Genomic DNA, 18524 nt, shown 5'->3' on the forward strand with positions numbered 1-18524 from the left:
CATGCGATGCCGCCTGCCTGCCAGGCGCGTTCGGCCGGATCGTCATTTACCGCTAGGTATTTGATCCGGATTTTGCGCGGGCGCAAACCATAATGGTGACAATATGGACACAACCAGGTGGCAGGAAGATCTGCTTGCGGACATGAACAAGCTATTGTGCGCGCGCGAGGCATTCCAGCGCGTGGAGCGTGCGGCGCACGCGCTTGGCTTCGACCTGTGCGCATACGGTGTGCGCATGCCGTTGCCGCTGTCGCGGCCGCGCACCACCATACTCAGCAATTTCCCGTCGGCCTGGCAGGCGCGCTACCAGGAGGCCAACTATCTCGAGATCGATCCCACGGTCGCGCACGGACGGCGCACGACGGTGCCGCTGGTGTGGTCCGACAGCGTGTTCGCGAACACGCCCGAGTTCTGGGAGGAGGCGCAGTCGGCCGGCTTGCGCGTGGGCTGGTGCCAGTCCTGCTTCGGCGCCGACGGCATGGGCAGCATGCTCACGCTCGCGCGCAGCGCCGGGCCGGTCTCGGCGAGCGAGCTCGAAAGCCAGGAGCTCAGGATGCGCACGCTCGTCAGCGTGAACCACATGGTGTTTTCGCGCCTGCTCGGCGCCGGCTCGTCCGCCGCCCCCCCTGAAAAGCTGTCCCGCCGCGAGACCGAGGTCCTGCGCTGGGCGGCGGACGGCAAGACATCGATCGACATCGCCGACATCCTGCACCTGTCCGTGGACACCGTGAACTTCCACACGAAGAACGCCGTGCGCAAGCTCAACGCGCCGAACAAGACCGGCGCGGTCGTGCGCGCGGCCATGCTCGGTCTGCTGCACTCCTGAACTCACGCCGAGTCGGCCAGGCGCACGTCGGTCACTGAAAGCAGCCGCTGCCCGCTGACGAGCGAGCCCGCAGCCTCGACAAGCGCCTGCCGGTGCGAGTCGCTCACCGCGATGCCCGCCTCGGGCAGCTTGCCGGCCAGATACTCCAGCAGCACGGCGTCGTCGAGCCGGTAGTCCGGAATCACGCCGCTGTGCAGATGCCATGCCAGCGCCGCGCACGCGCAGGCCAGCAGCGTGATGTAGCGCTCGCCCAGTTGCATGGCCGTCACGGTGTCGGGCGCAAGCGCAGACTGCGCCATCGCGGCATCGCAGTCGGCAAGCCAGGTCCGCACAGCTGTCTCGAGCGCCGACAGTGCCTGTGCCACGGCCGGCGGCATCTCACTCGGCATCCCGGGCGAGGTTTTGCGCATGGCCTCGCGCATCGCGAAGAACGCCGGCAGCAGGCAATCCTCTCCGCCGGCGCCAAGACGAAGGTCGGACTGCGCCGGCCAGCCCTTGCAACTGCCGTCGCGCCACAGCAGCACGGCGGCCTTGTCGAGCCAGCCCGCGCCGGGCCCTTCGGCCAGCCGCTCGCGCAGCTTCGTGCAAAGCGCGCGCAGTTGCCCGGCGATCAGGCTCAGGTTGACCTGCGTGCTGCCGTCGAACAGGCTCACGACCTGGCTGTCGCGCATCTGCTTCTGGAACATGCCCCACGGATATTCGCTGCGCACGTAGTGGCGTGCGCCGAGCACGAGCGCCAGTTCGCGGCCGATCGCCTCGGTCTCGCTCGGTACGTAGAACTTCGCCACGGCCGACAGCACACTGAGCTCGGCGGGCCGAGCCGTGATCGCACGGCAGGCCACCTGGGCCACGACGTCGGCGACGAGAATGCCCGCATAGCAGCGGGCGAGCCGCGCCCGCACGGCCGGGATGTCGATCGCAAGCTTGCCGTAGAGCTCGCGCGTGCGCGCGAAGCGGAACGTCAGGCGGAACATCGTATCGACCGCGCCGAGCGAAAAGCCCGCGCACAGCACCCGCGAGATCTGCAGCGTCTTGAGCACGGTCGGCAGCGCGCCTTCGGGGCACGGCAGCAGCGCGTCCGCGCCGCATGGATACGCTTCCAGCCGCAGCCCGCTGATATCCGCGCCGCGGATGCCAAGCGTGCGGATCTTGTCGAGCGGCTGCCACCCCGGCGCATTCGTGCCATCCGCGCCGTCCGTGCCATCTGGCTGGCGCAACCACAGCAGGCCGAGCCCGGCGCCGCCGTCCTCGCGTTCGACGCGGCACAGCACGGTCAGGCAGGCGCCGCGCGTGGCATTGTTGATGAGCCATTTGGTGCCGTCGGCCACGAAGCCCTGCCCCTGTGCGCGAAGCCGAAAGCCCGTGGACAGAATATCGCTGCCGTGCTCTTTCTCGGTCAGCGCGAGGCACGCTAGCCGGCCCTCTCTCAGCAACGCCGCCGCGTCGCGCTGCTGCGCGGCGCTGCCGGCGAGCCAGACCGGAATGCTGCCGAGGAACGCCTGCCCGAACGCGATCGCCGTGGTGAGATCGCGCCGCGAGATGAGGCGCGACATCAGCATCGCCTCTTCCAGCTCGCGCAGCGCACCGCCGAACGGCTCCGGAATCAGCTGCTCAAAGCAGCCCAGCGCGTGCAGCCGCTCAAGATGCGGCTGCGGAAACGCCTCTTGCTCGTCGAGCGCGAGCGCGCTGTCGAAGCGGATCGCCGCGTGCGCCTGCAACGGGCTGCCCAGCGCGGCCTCCAATGCCTCGCCGGACTGTATTGCCTTGGGGTCCATCAAAACTCTCCTTGCATCAGGGGAACACCTTTGTCGAAAGGCAGGGTTGGGGGCCGCTCATGCCGGTAAGACGAGTACGTGGGCCGTGCCGGCGTCGGCCGCGCACAGCGCGCGCCAGCGGTTGGCGCCGGCCACCCGCGCCGGCAGCGCGCCGCCCTCCGGCCCCGCGCGCCACAGCGGACGATCTGGCGCCTGCCAGCCCGCAAGGTGCAGCGCCTCGGCAAAGCGCGCAAAGCTGCCCTCGCCCATCGCCTTGAAGAGCGCCTCCTTCAGGCACCAGAGATAGGCGCGCGCCGCTTCCGGCGGACCGGACAGCGCCTGCTGGACAACGCGCACCTCGGCGGGCCGCAACAGCGCCTCGAGGCTGCGCGCGCGCAACGCCTCGAAGCCCTCGAGGTCGACCCCGACCGGCATCGCGCCGACGGCCGCCATGGCCAGGCGCCGGCTGTGGGTGATCGACACATAGAGCGGCAGGCCGTGGAACTCGGGGCGTCCTTCCTCGTCGTTGACGATCGTCCACGTGGACGCGGGCGGCGCCGCGCGCGGTGTCAGGCGCGCGAGCAACAGGCGCAGCGCGTGCTTGGCGGCAAGACGTCCACCGAGCCATTCGATACGGCGCTTGCGCAGCGCAAAGCCCTGCAGCCGCGCGAGCTCGCCCGCGTCGAGCCACTCGCTCGCGTGCCAGCGCTCGCAGTCCTGGCCCGGGCAGTCGGCCGCCAGCGCCTCGAGGTCGATGCGCCAGCTGCACAGCGCGTTGCCCTGCGCCATGCCGGGCGCCGCGCCAAGGCTCGCCGGCGGCTCAGGCATTGCGCTCGAAGCCCGGCGGCACCGGCACGCCCGCGAGCTGGCTCGCGACGGTCGCCATGCGTCCGAAGCGCGCCTGCAGGCTGCGAAAGAGCGGCAGTTGCATGTCGCGCTCGAAGTCCGCCAGGCTGCTCACGTGGACGATCTCGAAGAAGTCGCAGTCCGCCCCCTCGGCCGCCTCGTACACGTGAAAGCGCAGCACGCTCGGCAGGTCGCGGCAGGCGGCATAGTCGACGTCCCTGACCCAGGCGATGAATGCTTCGCGGTGGGATGGGTCCAGCAGGCGGATGCGGTCGATCAGGATTGGCATGATGTGGTTTCAGTGGCGGGGATCGGATTGCGTATCGGACTGCGCGCGGGCGGGCTCGATCTCGACCGCGCCCGATTCGCCGTCGAGCGACACCCAGTCGCCCGTGCGGATGCGCGCGGTGGCGTTGCCCGTGTTGACCACGCATGGCAGGCCGAACTCGCGGGCGACGATCGAGCTGTGCGAGAGCATCGAGCCCACGTCCGTGACGATGCCGCCGGCCAGCGCAAAGAGCGGTGTCCAGGAGGCATCGGTGAAGCGCGTCACGATGATCTCGCCCTTCTGCAATTCGCCCGCCTGCGCGTCGACGTCGTGGATCACGCGCGCCTTCGCGCGCACGCGCCCGCGCGACGTGCCGAGGCCAGCCAGCGCGCCTTGCACGGTGCCGTCTCCGTCTGCCTGCGCGCCACGCGGCCGCGCACTCGCCTGACCGAAGAACGTGAGCGGCGGTTCGTCGTCGCGCACGCGCGCCTCGTGCAGCCGGCGTGCGGCATCGATGCGCGCGCGCGGGAAACACTCGGCCGCGCTCGCGTCGCCGTTTGCGTACGCGCACAGGTCGGCGAAATCGAGGTACGCGAACTCGCGCGCGTCGTGCAGCACGCCTTCCGCCCCAAGGCGGCGGGCCAGCTCGACGAGCACGCGGCGCACAAGCCAGATCGAGGTGATCATGCTCATGCGCGTCTCCTCGCGCAGCTCGCTGCAGCCGCAATAGAGACGGATCACACGGCGCACCACGGCGCGCTTCCACACCGGTAACCGACGCAGCAATGCCTCGGTGTCCTCGCCGCCAGCGGCCGCCTCTGTCGCGGCAGTCAGGCGGTCTTCGACGGTGTTGCCGCGCTCGAGGTAGATCTTGAGGATCTGGAACACGTAGGTCGGATCGTCGATCCAGCGCGGGTGGGAGAGCTCCATCTCTTGCCGTGCGCGCACGCCGTTCTCGCGCAGGAACGGCGCGAGCTCCGCGCGCAGGAAGATGGCGCCCTCGGCGCCCCGGCCCAGCGCCGCATGCAGTTCGCCGGCCGGCAACGCGCGGATCATCGCCTCGACGCGCGGATAGCGCTCCAGCGACTGGCGCAGCGTCCAGATGTCTTGCGCGCTGCGGATCGTGCGCAGGTTCGACATATCGCCCTTGAGCCGATTCTGCAGATGCGTGCCCACGCCCGGCAGCCATGCGTGACAGAGTTCCTCGAGCAGGCCATACGTGGCGAACGCGTTGATGTAGAACGGCAGGTAGCCGATATGCATCGCGCGGAAGTAGTCGAGCGCGTGCGTCAGTTCCTCGCGCAGCTGGTCGAGGCCCATCGCCGTGAGGTCCTGCGCCGCCGCGCGATCGAACTCGCGATAGCGCGACGCGACCATCCGCGCGGCGCGCGCCTTCGCCCCCGCCAGCTCGCCGAGCGTTTTCCAGACCCAGTACGCGCACGAGCGCAGCCGCGAGCCGCGATGGCGGTCCCCGTACGGATTGCGGTAGCCGGTGAGATCCACGTCCTCGCTCGCGAAGCGGGCCAGGAACGGCCGCTGGTCGAGCCCCGCCGGGGTCTGCGAAAGCAGGTACGCCGTGTAGGCAACGTTGAGGTAGACGTGGCCCTTGTAGTAACCCATGTACTCGTCAGGATCGCCCAGGTCCAGCAGCCCGATGCCCGTACCGCACGCCCGGTGCACCTTGTACTGGTAGTGACGCGCGAACGAGATGCCGAGCGGCGTCATGCGCCCCGTGAAGATCTCGCCGATATCCATGCGCGACCACAGCGCGCGTTGCGCCACATCAGGCGCGGGCCGGCCCTGATGCGGCGTGGCCGGCTCCGCCACGCTCGTGATCGGCCGGCTTTGCAGCAGCCACGTGGTGTCGCCGTGCTGCGCCCATTCGATGTCCTGCGGGCCGCCGAAGAGCACGTTGCAGCGCTGCAGCAGCAAGCCGACCGCGCGGGCGCGCGTGGCGTCCAGCACCGGTGCCTCGCGCAGCGCCGGCGGTACGTCCTGCTCCACCACCCGCGCCGCGCCGGCATCCCACTGCACCGCCGATGGCTTGGGCCGGATCGCCCGCTCCACGATGCCGAGCCCGGCGGCGTCGATCCGGTAGAGGTCCGAGCTCACGCGCCCCGACACCAGTCCCTCGCCGAGCCCGTAGCAGGCCTCAACGACCCAGGCATCGTCGCGCCCGCTCACCGGATCGTGCGCAAACGCGACGCCCGCGCGTTCGGCCGGCACCATCGTCTGCACGACGACCGCCATCGCGAGCGCCTCGCCGGCCGCCGCCGCGCCGCGCTCGCGGCGGTATGCCAGTGCGCCGGCGTTCAGCAGCGACGCCCAGCAGTCGCGCACGCTGTCCAGCACGCTGTCGGCGCCGCGCACGTAGAGGAACGTGGCGTACTGACCCGCGAACGAGTGCGCCACCGAATCCTCGCCGAGCGCCGACGAGCGCACGGCCACCGGCGCGGCGCCCAGCGCGGCATGCGCCTGCAGGATCTGTTCCGCCGCGCCCGGCGGAAACGCGGCGCGGCGGATGCGCTGCGCGATATCGGCGAGCGCCGCTTCGTCGCCGCGCGCCCATGCCTGCGCCAGATCGAGATCGTTGTGGGCAAGAAAACGCCCGAAGGCGGCGGCGGGAATGCAGAACCCGGCCGGCACCGGCAGGCCCGCCGCGTGCATACGGGCCAGACTCCATCCCTTTCCACCCAACGCGTCCGCACCAAGCGCCAGCGCCGTGTCGAAGCCGAGCGCCCAGATGCCGCCGACAGCGGCACCGCCCGCCCCACCAGCATCACGCACATCACGCGCGGGCAACGCCTCGCGCACCGGGTCGTCCGGGCCGTTGCAAGGGCGTGGCAAGGGTTCGAGGGTCAGCGTATCCATGGGGCGCTCCGGTGGAGAAGGTTCGGCAAAAAGGTGTCGCGGGGGTGTCGCGGCGCGTCACGCAACGCTCGCGAGAAAGGCGTAATAGCTCTCGCCGGGCAGCACGCGCCTGTCCTGCACGTTGGCAAAGCCGTGTTCGCGCAGCAGCCGGGTGAGCGTCTCGCGCTGCGGCAGGCCGTCCTCGGTTTCGGAGAGCGCCCACCACAGATGCAGCGCGGCAATCGCGGCGCTGCCACCGCGGCAGCTCGTGGTCAGCAGCAGGCGCCCCTGCGGCCGCAGCAGCGCCCGCACCTTGCGCAGCAGCGCCGCGCGGCGCTGGCCGCTGAAGTAGTAGATGTTGTTGTGCAGCGTGATCAGGTCGAACCGCTCGGACGTCTCGAAGCCGAGGATGTCCGCGTGTTCGATGCGCAAATCCGCGCCACGGTACCCGTTCGCAGTGAGGTTGCGCCGGGCCGCGTCGGCGACCTCGGCCTGGTAGTCGAGCGCGACCACGTGCAGCGCGGGTTGCCGCGACAGCATGTAGCCGACGTAGTGGCCCGCGCCGCAGCCGATCTCGAGTACCGAGGCGTCCGTGGCAGGCATCGTCTCGAACGCCCAGTCGATCGCCTCCTCGACGAGCGGCTCGAGGATGCGCGAGGCACGCGCGATCAGGTCGCCGTCCTGGTCGGCCAGCGTATAGGGGCGCGACTCGCGCAGCCGCTGCGGCGCCTGCAGGATCGCGTCGTAGTGATAGCGGCTCACCTCCTCGAACAGCGCGCCGAGCGTGGCGTTGCCGCTGTGCGCGAGCATCCGCGACAAGCGTCCGCGGAGCCGGTAGCGGCCGTCGCGACGCGCGATCTCGCCCGCCTTGACGCCGCACTCCAGCCACGCTTCCACGGCCGGCAACTGGCCTGGACCGAGCGCCATGTGGCGCGCGATGGCCTCGACGCCGCTCGGCTCGCGCGCCAGCAGCGCGAGCACGCCGTTCGCGCCTGCCGACGTGGCAAACGCACTGCGATAGAGATGATTGGCCTGTCCGCCCAGGCGCAGCATGGCGGGCAGGTTTTTTTCGAAGATCAGCTTGCGCAGCGTGGCCAGGTTCATGGTGTCGTTGTCTGTCGATGAGTGGGGTCAGCCGAGGGCATCGGCGTGCGAGTCAGGCGGAACAATCAGAAGTACCAGTCGAGACCGAGCTGCGCGATGCGCCCCTGGCGCCAGTACTCGCTCGCGACGCCGTTGCGCCGCCCGGTGCCCGTAAGCGGGCCGGCCACGCTCGCGCGCAGCACAACGTTGCGCTGCGGCGTGTAGCGCATCGCCAGCGTGAGCTGCTGGCCGTGGTCGGTCAGGTTTGTGAACCACAGGCCGTCCACGTGCACGAGCGGATGCGCCTCGTAAGAGATCGAGGCCCCGAGGTATTGCCTGCCCGAGCCCAGCCACGGCAGGTCGGCCTGGCGGCTGACCGGCGTCTGGTGAAGGTACTCAAGCGTGCCGATCGTGTTGGGCGCGAGTTTTCGGCTGGCCCCGAGCACCACGCGGTGGCCCCAGCCGCCGCGCACGTTGTCCTCTCCGCCGCCCGAGCAGCTGTCCGCGCGGCTGTCGCGGCCGCGGAACGCCAGCCCCTCGCCATACCAGTCCACGTCGGCCACGCCCGTGACGAGCGCACCCGCCGCCGCGAGATCGCAGTTGCGGCGCTGGCCGACAGAGAAGAACGACTTGCTCGTCTCGCCGCCATACTCGATCCGCTGCAGCCACTTCGCGCGCGTGGCGCCGCCGCCGTCCTGGCTTGCGCTCACGATGCTCTGCGTGCTCACGCGGTCGGTCACGTAATAGTCGAGCCGCGCCGCGTCCACGCCGGCCTTGTAGAGACGCTCCACATCGCCGGGAAGAAATGGCGCGTAGGTATCGGCCGGCGACCACAGCCGCGAGAGCGTGAGGCTCACCGGCTGGCGCCCGACCGTCACGCGCGCGCGCGAGAAGCTCGCCTGCGCATACAGCCAGTCCATGCCCATCGACTGCAGCGACTTACCGTCGCGCTCGCGCAGCGTGAGGCTGCGGATACGGTCGGCCTGGCCCTGGTTCTCCACGAGCGACTGCATGAGCCATGGCCGCGAGGTGCGCCAGTCTTCCACGTTCACGTGCGCGACCCCGCGCAGCGCGCCGTAGGTGGCCTCCGACGTGAGACGCAGCGTCGCCATGCTCGCGTAGCCGGCGCGGTCCTCGTCGCCCGGCCGGCTGGCGACCGCGCGGTACTGGAACACGCCGCCCCAGTCGATCTCGGGCCGGGCCGGGCGGGCCGCACCGGCACCCTCTGGGCGGCCCACGTCGGCACCCTCTGGCCCGCCGTTGCCGGAAAGCCCGAGCGCGTCGAGCACCGCCGCATCCTGTTGCGCGGCGGCGGGGCCTATGCCGCCGAGCATGAGCGGCAGCATCACCACGCCACCGCGCGCGAGCCGGCCCAGGATGCTAGGCCAGCGCATCGATCCGCTGCATGGTCTGTGGGGTCTGCAGGGGCTGTGTATCGGTGACGATCTTGCCGTCGCGCAGTGAGATCACGCGCCGGCCCCGCTCGATGACCTGCGGATCGTGCGAGCTGAACACGAACGTGACGCCCTCCTCTTCGTTCAGCCGCACCATCAGGTCCATCAGGTTCTTGGCCGATTTCGAATCGAGGTTGGCCGTGGGCTCATCGGCGATCACGAGCCGCGGGCGGCTGGCGATCGCGCGCGCAACTGCCACGCGCTGCTGCTGGCCGCCGCTCAGCTGGTCGGGAAAGCGGTCCGCGAGCTCGCCCAGGCCAAGCTGCCCCAGCACCTCGCGCGACACACGGCGGCGCTCGGCGGGCGGGCGGCCCTGGAACTCCATGACCATCTCGGTGTTCTCGGCCGCGGTCAGTACGGGCATCAGGTTGTACGCCTGGAACACGAAGCCGATCTCGTCGCGCCGGATGCGCGCGAGCTCGGTCATCGACGCCTGCGACAACGGCCGCTGGTTGAACGTCAGTTCGCCGGCCGTGGCGGTGTCGAGCAGGCCGATGATGTTCAGCAGCGTCGTCTTGCCGGAGCCGGACGGCCCCGCGATCACGGCGAAGTCGCCATGGCGAATGTCTAGGTTGATGTCGGAAAGCGCACTGACCGACTGTTGCTTGCGGCGAAAGACCTTGCCGATGCCGCGAAGCTGCACGATGGGCGCGAAGGCGTCTTGCTCAGCCATGTTGACTCGATTGAAGTGGAGAAAGCCGCCCGGCACGGTAAGCCGGGTAGACCGTGACGACGACGGTCAGCAGAAACACGAAGCCCGCGCCGGCGAACAGCTTTTTCGGCTGCAGGTACGAATAGAAGCGATCAGGCAGCAGCACGCCGCCCGCTTCGAGGCTCGTGCCGAAGATCTCGCGGAAGTTCAGGCCCTCGGTAGCGAAATGCAGATGCGCGGCATAACCGAGTGCGAGCCCGAGCACGACGCTGAGCGCCGCCAGATACAGCGCCTCGCGCAGCACCACGCGCGTGACGAGCAACGGACTCGCCCCGAGCGCGAGCATCACGCTGAACTCGCGCGCGCGCTTCATCACGGACATCACGATCGTGTTGAGGATGCCGGCCGCGACGACGATCATGACGATCACCATCAGCAGGTACATGCCGGCGGCGTCCAGCATCACGGCCGAGTACAGCTCCGGCGCCGCCTCGTTCCAGCGGCGCACCTGCAGCGCCTGTCCCTTCGCTTCGACGGGCAGCAGCGTGCGCAGCGCGGCGGCGGTCGAATCGAGCGCCGCGTCAAGCCCCGACTGATCGTGCAGGTAGAGCGCGATCTCGCTGACCCCGTCGCCCGCGCGCGCGAGACGCTGCGCCTCCGCAAGCGGCAGCTCAACCCAGAACGCATCGAGCTCGACCATGCCCGTGTGGAAGATCCCGGCCACGCGGAACGCCGCGCGCGCGAAGTCCTGGCCCGTGGCGGGCTTGACCGTCAGCGTCACGCGGTCGTCGAGCCCCACGCCGAGCGCGCGAGCCAGGCGCGAGCCGATCACGACAGGCGGCAGCTGGCCGGCGGGCGTGTGCGCCGCGCTCGCGTCCAGCGGCGCGCCCTGCACGATGGCCTTGTGGTCGGCGATGCCCGACACCTGCGTCTCGAGCCCGGGCACCACGCCGGACGCGGTGACGGCCACCGTATTGCCGCCCGACTGCACCATCGCGTTCAGGCGCAGGCGCGGCACCACGTGGCTCGCCTGTGGCAGCGTCGCACGCAGGCGTGCGGCGAGGTCCTCGCCATTCGCGACGAGCCGGTCCAGCCCCGGGTTGTCGGCATAGCCGCGCTCGGACACGAGCAGATGGCCGAGGCCCATGCGCACGCCAACGTCGATCATCGCCTTGTGCCCGCCTTCCGAGAGCCCCTGGAAAATCGTCATCAACGCGACAGTGGCGACGACGATCAGGGCCGTCAGCACGCTGCGGCGACGGTTGCGCAGCAGGTTGCGCAGCGCGAGTCTGTGTTCCATGGTCATTTGACGGACAATCCTTGCGCGGCGGGAATGCGCGTGGCCACCGCGGCCGGTACCAGCGCCGCCAGCAAATTGATGAAGAACAGGCACACGAGCGGGATCAGCGCGCTCTCCGGCGACAGGCTCGCGCGCAGCACCGGCGCCACGCTCACGCCCGACATCGAGAACTCGCCGAACGCCGACACGTCCAGGCCGTGCGTATGCAGCCATCCCTGCGCGACGTAGCCGAGCCCAAGCCCGACCAGGCACGCAAGGGCCGTGAGCCAGAAGGTCTCCAGCATCACGAGGCCCATGATGTGGCGCGGCGCCTGGCCGAGCGCCTTGAGCAGGCTGATTTCGTGCTGGCGCTCGAGCACGCCGACGAGCATGGTGTTGAGCACGCCGATGCCGGCAACGAGGAACACGATGAACACGAGCGTGCCCATCAGCGCCCGGTTGGATGCGATCAGCGCCATGATGTCCGGCCGCAACTGCGACCACGCCTGCACGAGCTGCGGCGCACCGCCCGGCGCCGACAGCGCGCGGCCGAGCGTGGCGGCCACGTCGACCGCATCCCGCGGATCACGCACGCGGATCGCAATTTCGTGCGCCTGCGCTTCGAGCAGCAGCATCTTCTGCAGATCGTCCGCCTGCATCAGCACGCGCGAGCGGTCTGTGGCGTCGAGTCCCGATCGCGAGATGCCGGCGACTTCGAGATCGAGCGTCAACTGCGCACCAAGCGTGTTCTCGTAGAGCAGGCTCACACGATCGCCGGGCTCCGCGCCGAGGTTGCTCGCGAGCTTGCTGCCGAGCACCACGCCGGGCGGCCGCTCGGGGCGCGGCGCCAGCTGTTCGGCAATCGCGGCCGACGCGTTCGCGCGGCGCGCGGCATGGGGGTCCGTGGCCCGACGCGAGCCATGCTCCAGGCGCGCGAACGCGTCATCCACCGCGGCCTCGGTCAGGCGCCGGTCCTGCTCGGCCTGCGCGACCGACAGCGGCTTCGCGGTTTTCCACGGCGTGGGCTGCTCGGGCACGAACGCGCCGCGCTCGAGCGTACGGTGGATCGTGGTGACCACGCGCTCGGTGGCGGGGTCGATGCCCATCAGCTGCACGCCGCTCGAGCGCTGGCCATTGCTTAGGTAGCCCCACGCGTACAGCCGCCGGGTGGCCTGCTCGACCTGCGGCGGCTCGCGCAGCCGCGCGAGATCATCGGCGCCCGCCGGTACCGTCTTGAGCACCTGGCGCGTGGCAAGGTAGTCAGGATGATGGACCTGGATATGGCCAACCTCGCCGTCGACGGTGCCACGGATCAGGTCCAGGCTCAGGCCGTCCATGATGCCGAGCGTGGCCATGCACAGCGACATGGCCAGCGCGATGCCGGCACCGGCGACGATGCTGCGCTTGCGGTTGCGGCGCAGGTTCCGCCACGCCATCTTGAGAGTAGAGCTCGTCATCGGGCGTCTTCAGCGGAACGCGCGCTCGGTGAACTCGTCGGCCTTGAGGTCGAGGCCGAAGCGAATGCGCTTGTAGTCGATGCGGGTGTACTCGCCGGGCTGGTCGAGCACGTTCATGGTCAGGCGCGTCGGCACGGCCTTGCCGTCCATCACGCGCACCTCCTCGTAGACGAGCGCGCGCACGGGCTTGTCGTCGCCCGCGCGCCGGAAGTACTCCACGCGCTGCGGATAGGCTTGGCCATCACCGCCCACATAGAGCCGGTAGATCACCTTGCCCCACGAGACCGGCGCCGTCGGCAGCGGCGAGAGCGAGATCGTGTAGTCATCCACGGGCTGACCCGCGGCGTCCTTCCCCGCCGCGCCGGCAACCAGCACATAGCTGTAGTGGCGCGAGAGATCGGTCTCTCGCATGAGGTCGTCGTTGGTGAAGTGGCTGCCCATCCAGTTGTCGCCGAGCATCGAATTGCCCATCACCGTGATGCGGTTCGTGCGCGGATCGTAGAAGCTGATCTTGTCGCCGACCTTGAGCGTGGCGTTGTCGCGCCACAGCGCGGGGCCCAGCATGCGCAGCAGCACCTTCGAGGCGGGGTTGCGGTCGTCCGTCATCACCATCAGGTCGTACTCGCGCTCGAAGCTCGTCTTCTTGATCTTCATGCTCATGACGGCGGCCGAGGTCTGGCCGCGCAGGATGTGCTCGGCGCCGTGGATCCACTGTGCAAGCATCTGCGCATCAGGCTGGACGCGCGCGGGCGCCGCTGCCTGCGAGGACGAAGGTGGCTGAGCGGCGGAGGCCACGACGGGCGCAGCGCACGCGAGGCACACGGCGACAAGGCCGAGGGTCAGGATCGATGTGTGAGGCATGGGCATTCGGGTCATTGCGTAAAAACAGGGGCGTCCGCTGCCGGCGGCGGCGAACAGAACAGTGCGGGCTCGCGCCGGTAGCGGCGGCTCGGGCCGCTCGCCTGCAGCGGCGCGCCCACGCGGGCGATGAACAGCAACGGCTCCTCGCAGCCGAGCAACCGGCCGAGCGTTGCGCGCAGGTCCGGGTGCTGCAGCGCGACCGAGAGCGGATGCAGGCTGAGTCCTTGCGCGGCAGCGGCGAGCCACAGGCGAACGATGGCCTCCCCCGCGAGCACGTCGCGGCTCGCGAGCGGGCAACTCTCCGCCGCGCTCAGCACCACCACGGCCGGACTGCCGCGAATCAGGCGTTCGAGATGCACGCCGATGCGCGCCGACGCACCCACGGGACCGAACGCCGCGAGCAGCGCCGGATGCAGCAGCACGCGATGCAGCTGGCGGCGCCACGCGGGCATCGGGCCAAACAGGCTCTGGATGTTGATGCCGATTCCGTCCGGCACCGACTGCGCATCGCTGAACACGAGGTGGCGGTACGTCTCGCGCCACGCGGCCCGATGCACGAAGTCGCGCGCCGCGTGACGCCGGTAGAACGCGCACAGGCGCTCGTAGCGTTCGCCCGGTTGCACCACGCGCCAGCGCAGGCCGTCCGCCGCGCCCCCGAGGCTGTACGGCAGCAGGTTGGTGCGTGCGAGCGCGTAGAGATCGAACGTGCCGCCGTATTCCCCCCGATCGGTGTGGCGGTGACGCAGAGCCGCGGCGAGCCGTGCCAGCAGCGGCGATACCCGCCCGGGGTGGAAGCCGCCCAACTCGATGCGGACGAGCGGCGAGAGGCTGCCGTCCGGCACATCGCAAGGCGCGGGCAACAGCGCCGCCTCCGCCTGCCAGCCGGCGAGGCGCAACAGGTTCAGCAGGATCACCGCAAAGCCGCCGGCGCTGATCGACATCTCCGTGCGCAGCGCGGGCAGCGCGTCCAGCGCACGGCGCCGGTCGATGCTGATCACGAGCCGGATCGGCGTGTCGGACCCGCTCGCTGGACGCCCTTCGGCATCCAGCAGGCTCACATGCCATGGCTGGCAGTTGTGCGACGACGGCGCCAGCGCGGCGAGCGCCAGCAGATCGGCCAGCGATGTCCGCGGGGGCGGTGTGCGCGTATGCGGCGTATGCGCCTGCGCGTCGCTCATTGTTTCTGCACCAGCTCGAAGCCATGCAGGCGCGCGAGTGCGCCGATCTCGCGCACCTGTGCGGTCGTGATGGCCGCCTTGCTGAAGTCGCGCCGCACGCCTGCGAGCCCCAGCAGCAGCGTCTCGCCGGCACACGCATAGACCTTGCCCGGCGCGAGCTGCATGCCGGGCAGGCCGAAGTCCGGCGCCATCGGCAGGTTGACAACACCGCCGCGGATCACGCGCACGTTCTCATGCACGGCGAGCGACGCGGCGTCGACATCACCGGGCACCGCCACGTCGCAGACAAGCACCGGTCGGTCGGTGGCGAAGCACGCGGCATTGAGCACCGCCTGCGCGCTGTTCGACGCGCTCACCACGATGTCCGCCAGCCGGCACTGCTCCACGGCCTCGCCGAGGCGGATCAGTCCTTCGCCCAGCAACCATGCCGCGAGCGACTCGGCGTCGGGCGGCGACTCGCCGTCCCAAGCGCGCCGCACGCTGGCCATCAGCTCGCCTTCGCCGGCCTGGTGGTCCGCGGCATCCACCGCGCCCCACGGGCTGCGCAGCGCGTCGCGCAATTCGGCGGCCACCGCCGTGGCGGCAGCGCGCAGCCGTCCGAGCGAGCCCGGGCGGCCAAGCAGCAGCAAGCTGCCGCACTCGCGCGCGAGCAAGGCCGCGTGCGTCTGCCCGATGTTGCCGGCCGCGCCGACCACGGCCACATGCGCGGATGCGAGCCGGATGTTCGACGCGCGCGCGGCGTCGCGCAGCGCGGACATGCTCGTGGCCACGGTCAGCGCGTTGCCCGTGGTCACCGCCGGGTGGTCGTGGTCGAAGTCCGTGCAGTTGGCCGTGACGATCGACGTATAGCCGCCGAATCCCACGAGGCTGCAACCGTCCTCGCGCGCCTGCCGGTACGCGTGATGGACCTGCGCGCGGATCTGCCCGGACTTGTTGAAGCGCATGTCGAGCTCGATGGCTTCGGCATCCATCAGGATCGCGTAGAGCAGCAGTTCCACCTCGTGTCCGAGCGCCGAGCGCACGCGGCGGCGGGCCACGCGCTGCGGCTCGAGCGCGCGCTGCATGTGTCCGCGCAGCTCGCCGAGCTGGTCGTCGGAGAGCGCCGCCACGGCGGGGTCCCACGCGCGCATGCTTTCCGTATCGATCAGGTGCGCGATGAAGCCGACCCGCTCGCAGGCGTTCGCGGCGGGCGCGGCATCGGCTTGCGAGGCGGCAGCGTCCGCCCATGCGGCTGGTGCATCGCCGTCGGCCTCGGCTTCGGTCTCGCCGGGCCCCGACAAGTGGCGCAGCAACGTGGCGGCATCGCCCGCGTCGAGCACCGCGCACAGCTGGTCGAGCGCCTCGCAAACGCGCCCGACCTCGGCGCTACCGAGATACGCCGACGGCTGTAGCCTCAGCACGCGGCGGCGCCCCAGCGACGGCAGCACACGCACGCGATGGCGATGCAGCAGGTAGCCCGCGGCGAGCATGCCGAGCATCTGCTGCTGCGCGAGGCTCGAGAGCACGGCCGACGGGTGATCGGCATAGTCCTGCAGTTCGATCCCCAGCATGCAGCCGCGGCCGCGCACGTCGGCGATCACGCGCGGCCAGCGCTGTTGCAGCGCGCGCAGCTCGCCGAGCAGCGTCTGGCCGAGCTGCGCGCTGCGGCCGGCCAGGTTGTCGCGCTCGATGACTTCCAGGCTACGCTTCGCGATCATCGAAGACATATCGTCCTCGGCGAAGGTCGAGCTGTGCAGCATGCTGAATTCGGCGTAGTAAAGATCCTTGCGCACAGCGAGCGCCGAGATCTTGGCCAGCCCGCCGCCGAGCGACTTGGCAAACGTCAGGTAGTCGGCCGGCAGCTCGCAAGCGAGGCTCTCCACCGCATTGCCGGTCCGGCCGAGCCCGCACTGGATCTCGTCGGCGATCAGCGCCACCTGCGGATGACGCGCGCGCAGCTCGCGCAGCAGCGTCTTGTCCGCGGCCTCGAGTTCGAGCACGCCGCCCTCGCCGCGCAACGGTTCGTAGATCACGGCCGCGAGCGTCGGCGTCGTGCAGCGGACCAGCCGCAACGGCGCAAATTCGAAGCGGAAGTACGCGACGCTGCGGCGCTCCACCTCCTCCAAAAAGTCCTGCGGCGACTCGATGAAGACCGCCGCGCCGTGATTGCGGATGAACGGCAGGCGTGCGTCGCGGTTCCAGGTATGCGCGAGCGAGCCCAGGGTCTTGCCGTGGAACGCGCGCGGAAAGGCCGCGATCACGGGCTGCGCGTTGAACGCCTGCTGGTTGGCGGCCGCCACGGCGCCCAGCAGATCGTCGAGTCCTTCCAGCGGCTCCTGGCCAAGCAGGCGCTCGCAATCATGCAGGAACGCCTCGTCGATGCGCACCTCGCCGCGCTCGAGCCGCGTCAGCAGTTCGCGCACATTGGCGTTGCACGCATCGGCGAGTGCGCCCACGCGCTGCCCAAACGCGTAGCGCGCGTGCTTGAGCGCGGCCTCCACGGCCTCGGTGCCCGTGCTATAGAGCGCGACGCTGTAGTCCGTGCCGGTATGCCGGTGCAGGTAATCGGCCAGCGCTTCCTTGAGGTCGAGCGAGCGCTTTCGGCACGAGCCCTGCGCGAGGAACGGCCGCCGGTGCGCGATGCAGTCCTGCTGCACGGCCGTGATCTCAGGGTGATAGTGGCCGAGCAGCGATGCGCCGAACCCGCCCACCATGTCGAGCACCGGCACTTCCTCGCCGTCCTCGTCGCGCATGTAGAGGTAGTCGCCCTCGGCGCGCGTGTACTCCACGTACACGCCTGCGGCGGTGAGCAGGTCTTCCTTGCCGAGCCCGGCTTGTCCCACGCTGGCTTGCGTCTTCATGATGCTTGTCCTGCCGAAGATTGGAATACGCGGCCGAGCTGCCGCAGCAGTTGATCCTTGAGCACCTCGTTGCCGCCCGAGAACAGCGTCGACGGCAGCGCGTTGCGCAACTGCCGCTCGATGTCGCCTTCGATCACGCCGCTCGCACCATGGATATGCAGGGCGTCCAGGCCGTTCTGCACGCTCGCTTCGGACACCAGCAGCTTCGCAATGGCCGCCGTATCCTGCGCGGGCAGTTTCTCGTCCAGCTTCCATGCCGCGTGCAGGCACGCGAGACGCGCGCTTTCTAGCCGCACGTGCATGTCCGCGATCCGGTGCGCGAGCGCCTGGTTGGCAAGGAGCGGTTGGCCGAACTGCACACGCGTACGCGCGTGCTGCCACGTGCGGCGCAGCTGCCGCCGCATCGCGCCGAGATAGATCGCGAACAGGCAGCTGCGCTCCCATTCCATGCTGGCCTGGAAGATCGGGCCGCCCGAACCTTCCGCGCCGATCCGCTGCGAGGCGTCCACCCACGTGCCGTCGAAGCGGATGTCGCCCATCGCCGTGGTGCGCAGGCCGACCTTCTCGTGTGGCTTGGCGCTGATCTGCACGCCGACGCTGCGGCTGTCGAGCACGAACGCGCTGTAGTCGAGAAAGCCGCCGCTGTTGCCGGTGCGCGTGTGCACGACAATGAAGTCGCACACGGGCGCGTTGGTGATGTAGCGCTTCTCGCCGTGCAGCCGGTAGCCGTCGCCTTCGCGCGTGGCCGTGCATTGCATCGCGCTGATATCGGAGCCGGCCTGCGCCTCGGTGATTGCGTGCGCGCCGATCCGGCCTTCTTCCACGATGGCCGCCAGCCAGCGCTCGTGCAGCGCGGCGTCGCCGAACGCCACCAGCGGATGCACGCATGCGCACAGGTGCGCGGCGAGCGCGAACAGCAGCCCCGTGTCCTCGCAATGCTCGGAGAGCGCCTCGAGCGCGTAGACGAGATCGAGCGCGCCGTAACCCGCGCCGCCCTGGGCGATCGGTACCGTCAGCGCATGCACGCGCTGCGCCGCCAGGATCTTCCAGCGCTCAGCGCAGAAGCGGCCCTCGCGGTCGCGCGCGGCGAGTCCGGAATCGTGCAGGTCGCGCCCAAGGGCAGCCATGCGCACGGCGATGTCCCGGTGTCGGGCACTGGTGGAAAAGTCCATGGAT

At 70.0% G+C, this 18524-nt stretch carries 14 protein-coding genes; 1 reads left to right on the plus strand and 13 read right to left on the minus strand.

The features are described 5' to 3' along the window. The first annotated feature begins 142 nt into the window (after window positions 1–142). Entirely contained in the window at window positions 143–826 is a 684-nt protein-coding gene (locus ACS7SF_RS07035) for an autoinducer binding domain-containing protein (protein ID WP_439892305.1), read from the plus strand. Between the two features lie 2 nt (window positions 827–828). Here the strand turns inward: ACS7SF_RS07035 and ACS7SF_RS07040 are convergent, their stop codons facing one another. The 13 genes from ACS7SF_RS07040 to ACS7SF_RS07100 all read right to left on the minus strand — a co-directional run bounded on the left by ACS7SF_RS07040 (window position 829) and on the right by ACS7SF_RS07100 (window position 18520). Further along, window positions 829–2601, minus strand: a complete 1773-nt coding sequence (locus ACS7SF_RS07040; protein ID WP_439892306.1) for an acyl-CoA dehydrogenase family protein — start codon at window positions 2599–2601, stop codon at window positions 829–831. Between the two features lie 57 nt (window positions 2602–2658). Further along, window positions 2659–3369 (minus strand): 4'-phosphopantetheinyl transferase family protein, encoded by a 711-nt coding sequence (locus tag ACS7SF_RS07045; RefSeq protein ID WP_439892307.1) that lies wholly within the window; start codon window positions 3367–3369, stop codon window positions 2659–2661. Between the two features lie 31 nt (window positions 3370–3400). Beyond that, window positions 3401–3715 (minus strand): hypothetical protein, encoded by a 315-nt coding sequence (locus tag ACS7SF_RS07050; protein ID WP_439892308.1) that lies wholly within the window; start codon window positions 3713–3715, stop codon window positions 3401–3403. Window positions 3716–3724: 9 nt separating this feature from the next. Continuing rightward, a complete protein-coding gene (locus ACS7SF_RS07055; RefSeq protein WP_439892309.1) occupies window positions 3725–6565 on the minus strand; it encodes a PEP/pyruvate-binding domain-containing protein in 2841 nt (946 codons plus the stop codon). Window positions 6566–6622: 57 nt separating this feature from the next. Next, window positions 6623–7648 (minus strand): class I SAM-dependent methyltransferase, encoded by a 1026-nt coding sequence (locus tag ACS7SF_RS07060; RefSeq protein ID WP_439892310.1) that lies wholly within the window; start codon window positions 7646–7648, stop codon window positions 6623–6625. A 65-nt stretch (window positions 7649–7713) separates the two neighbouring features. Then, on the minus strand, window positions 7714–8739 hold the full coding sequence (locus tag ACS7SF_RS07065) for a hypothetical protein (protein WP_439892311.1): 1026 nt from the start codon (window positions 8737–8739) through the stop codon (window positions 7714–7716). A 268-nt stretch (window positions 8740–9007) separates the two neighbouring features. Continuing rightward, window positions 9008–9754 (minus strand): ABC transporter ATP-binding protein, encoded by a 747-nt coding sequence (locus ACS7SF_RS07070; RefSeq protein WP_439892312.1) that lies wholly within the window; start codon window positions 9752–9754, stop codon window positions 9008–9010. Next, window positions 9747–11039, minus strand: coding sequence for an ABC transporter permease (locus tag ACS7SF_RS07075; protein WP_439892313.1), 1293 nt, complete (start codon window positions 11037–11039; stop codon window positions 9747–9749). The genes ACS7SF_RS07070 and ACS7SF_RS07075 overlap by 8 nt, the downstream gene beginning before the upstream one ends. Continuing rightward, a complete protein-coding gene (locus tag ACS7SF_RS07080) occupies window positions 11036–12469 on the minus strand; it encodes an ABC transporter permease (RefSeq protein ID WP_439892314.1) in 1434 nt (477 codons plus the stop codon). The genes ACS7SF_RS07075 and ACS7SF_RS07080 overlap by 4 nt, the downstream gene beginning before the upstream one ends. 9 nt (window positions 12470–12478) lie before the next feature. Beyond that, a complete protein-coding gene (locus ACS7SF_RS07085) occupies window positions 12479–13330 on the minus strand; it encodes an outer membrane lipoprotein-sorting protein (protein ID WP_439892315.1) in 852 nt (283 codons plus the stop codon). A gap of 11 nt (window positions 13331–13341) precedes the next feature. Continuing rightward, the gene (locus tag ACS7SF_RS07090) at window positions 13342–14508 is read right to left on the minus strand and encodes a hypothetical protein (protein ID WP_439892316.1); all 1167 of its coding nucleotides are present in this window, start codon (window positions 14506–14508) and stop codon (window positions 13342–13344) included. Further along, window positions 14505–17348: an aminotransferase class III-fold pyridoxal phosphate-dependent enzyme gene (locus ACS7SF_RS07095; RefSeq protein WP_439892317.1), complete on the minus strand. Its 2844-nt coding sequence runs from the start codon at window positions 17346–17348 to the stop codon at window positions 14505–14507. The genes ACS7SF_RS07090 and ACS7SF_RS07095 overlap by 4 nt, the downstream gene beginning before the upstream one ends. Further along, entirely contained in the window at window positions 17345–18520 is a 1176-nt protein-coding gene (locus tag ACS7SF_RS07100) for an acyl-CoA dehydrogenase family protein (RefSeq protein WP_439892318.1), read from the minus strand. Before ACS7SF_RS07100 ends, ACS7SF_RS07095 begins: the two co-directional genes overlap by 4 nt. Between the last annotated feature and the right edge of the window lie 4 nt (window positions 18521–18524).

Source organism: Ralstonia sp. 25C, assembly GCF_051904805.1.
GTDB lineage: Bacteria > Pseudomonadota > Gammaproteobacteria > Burkholderiales > Burkholderiaceae > Ralstonia.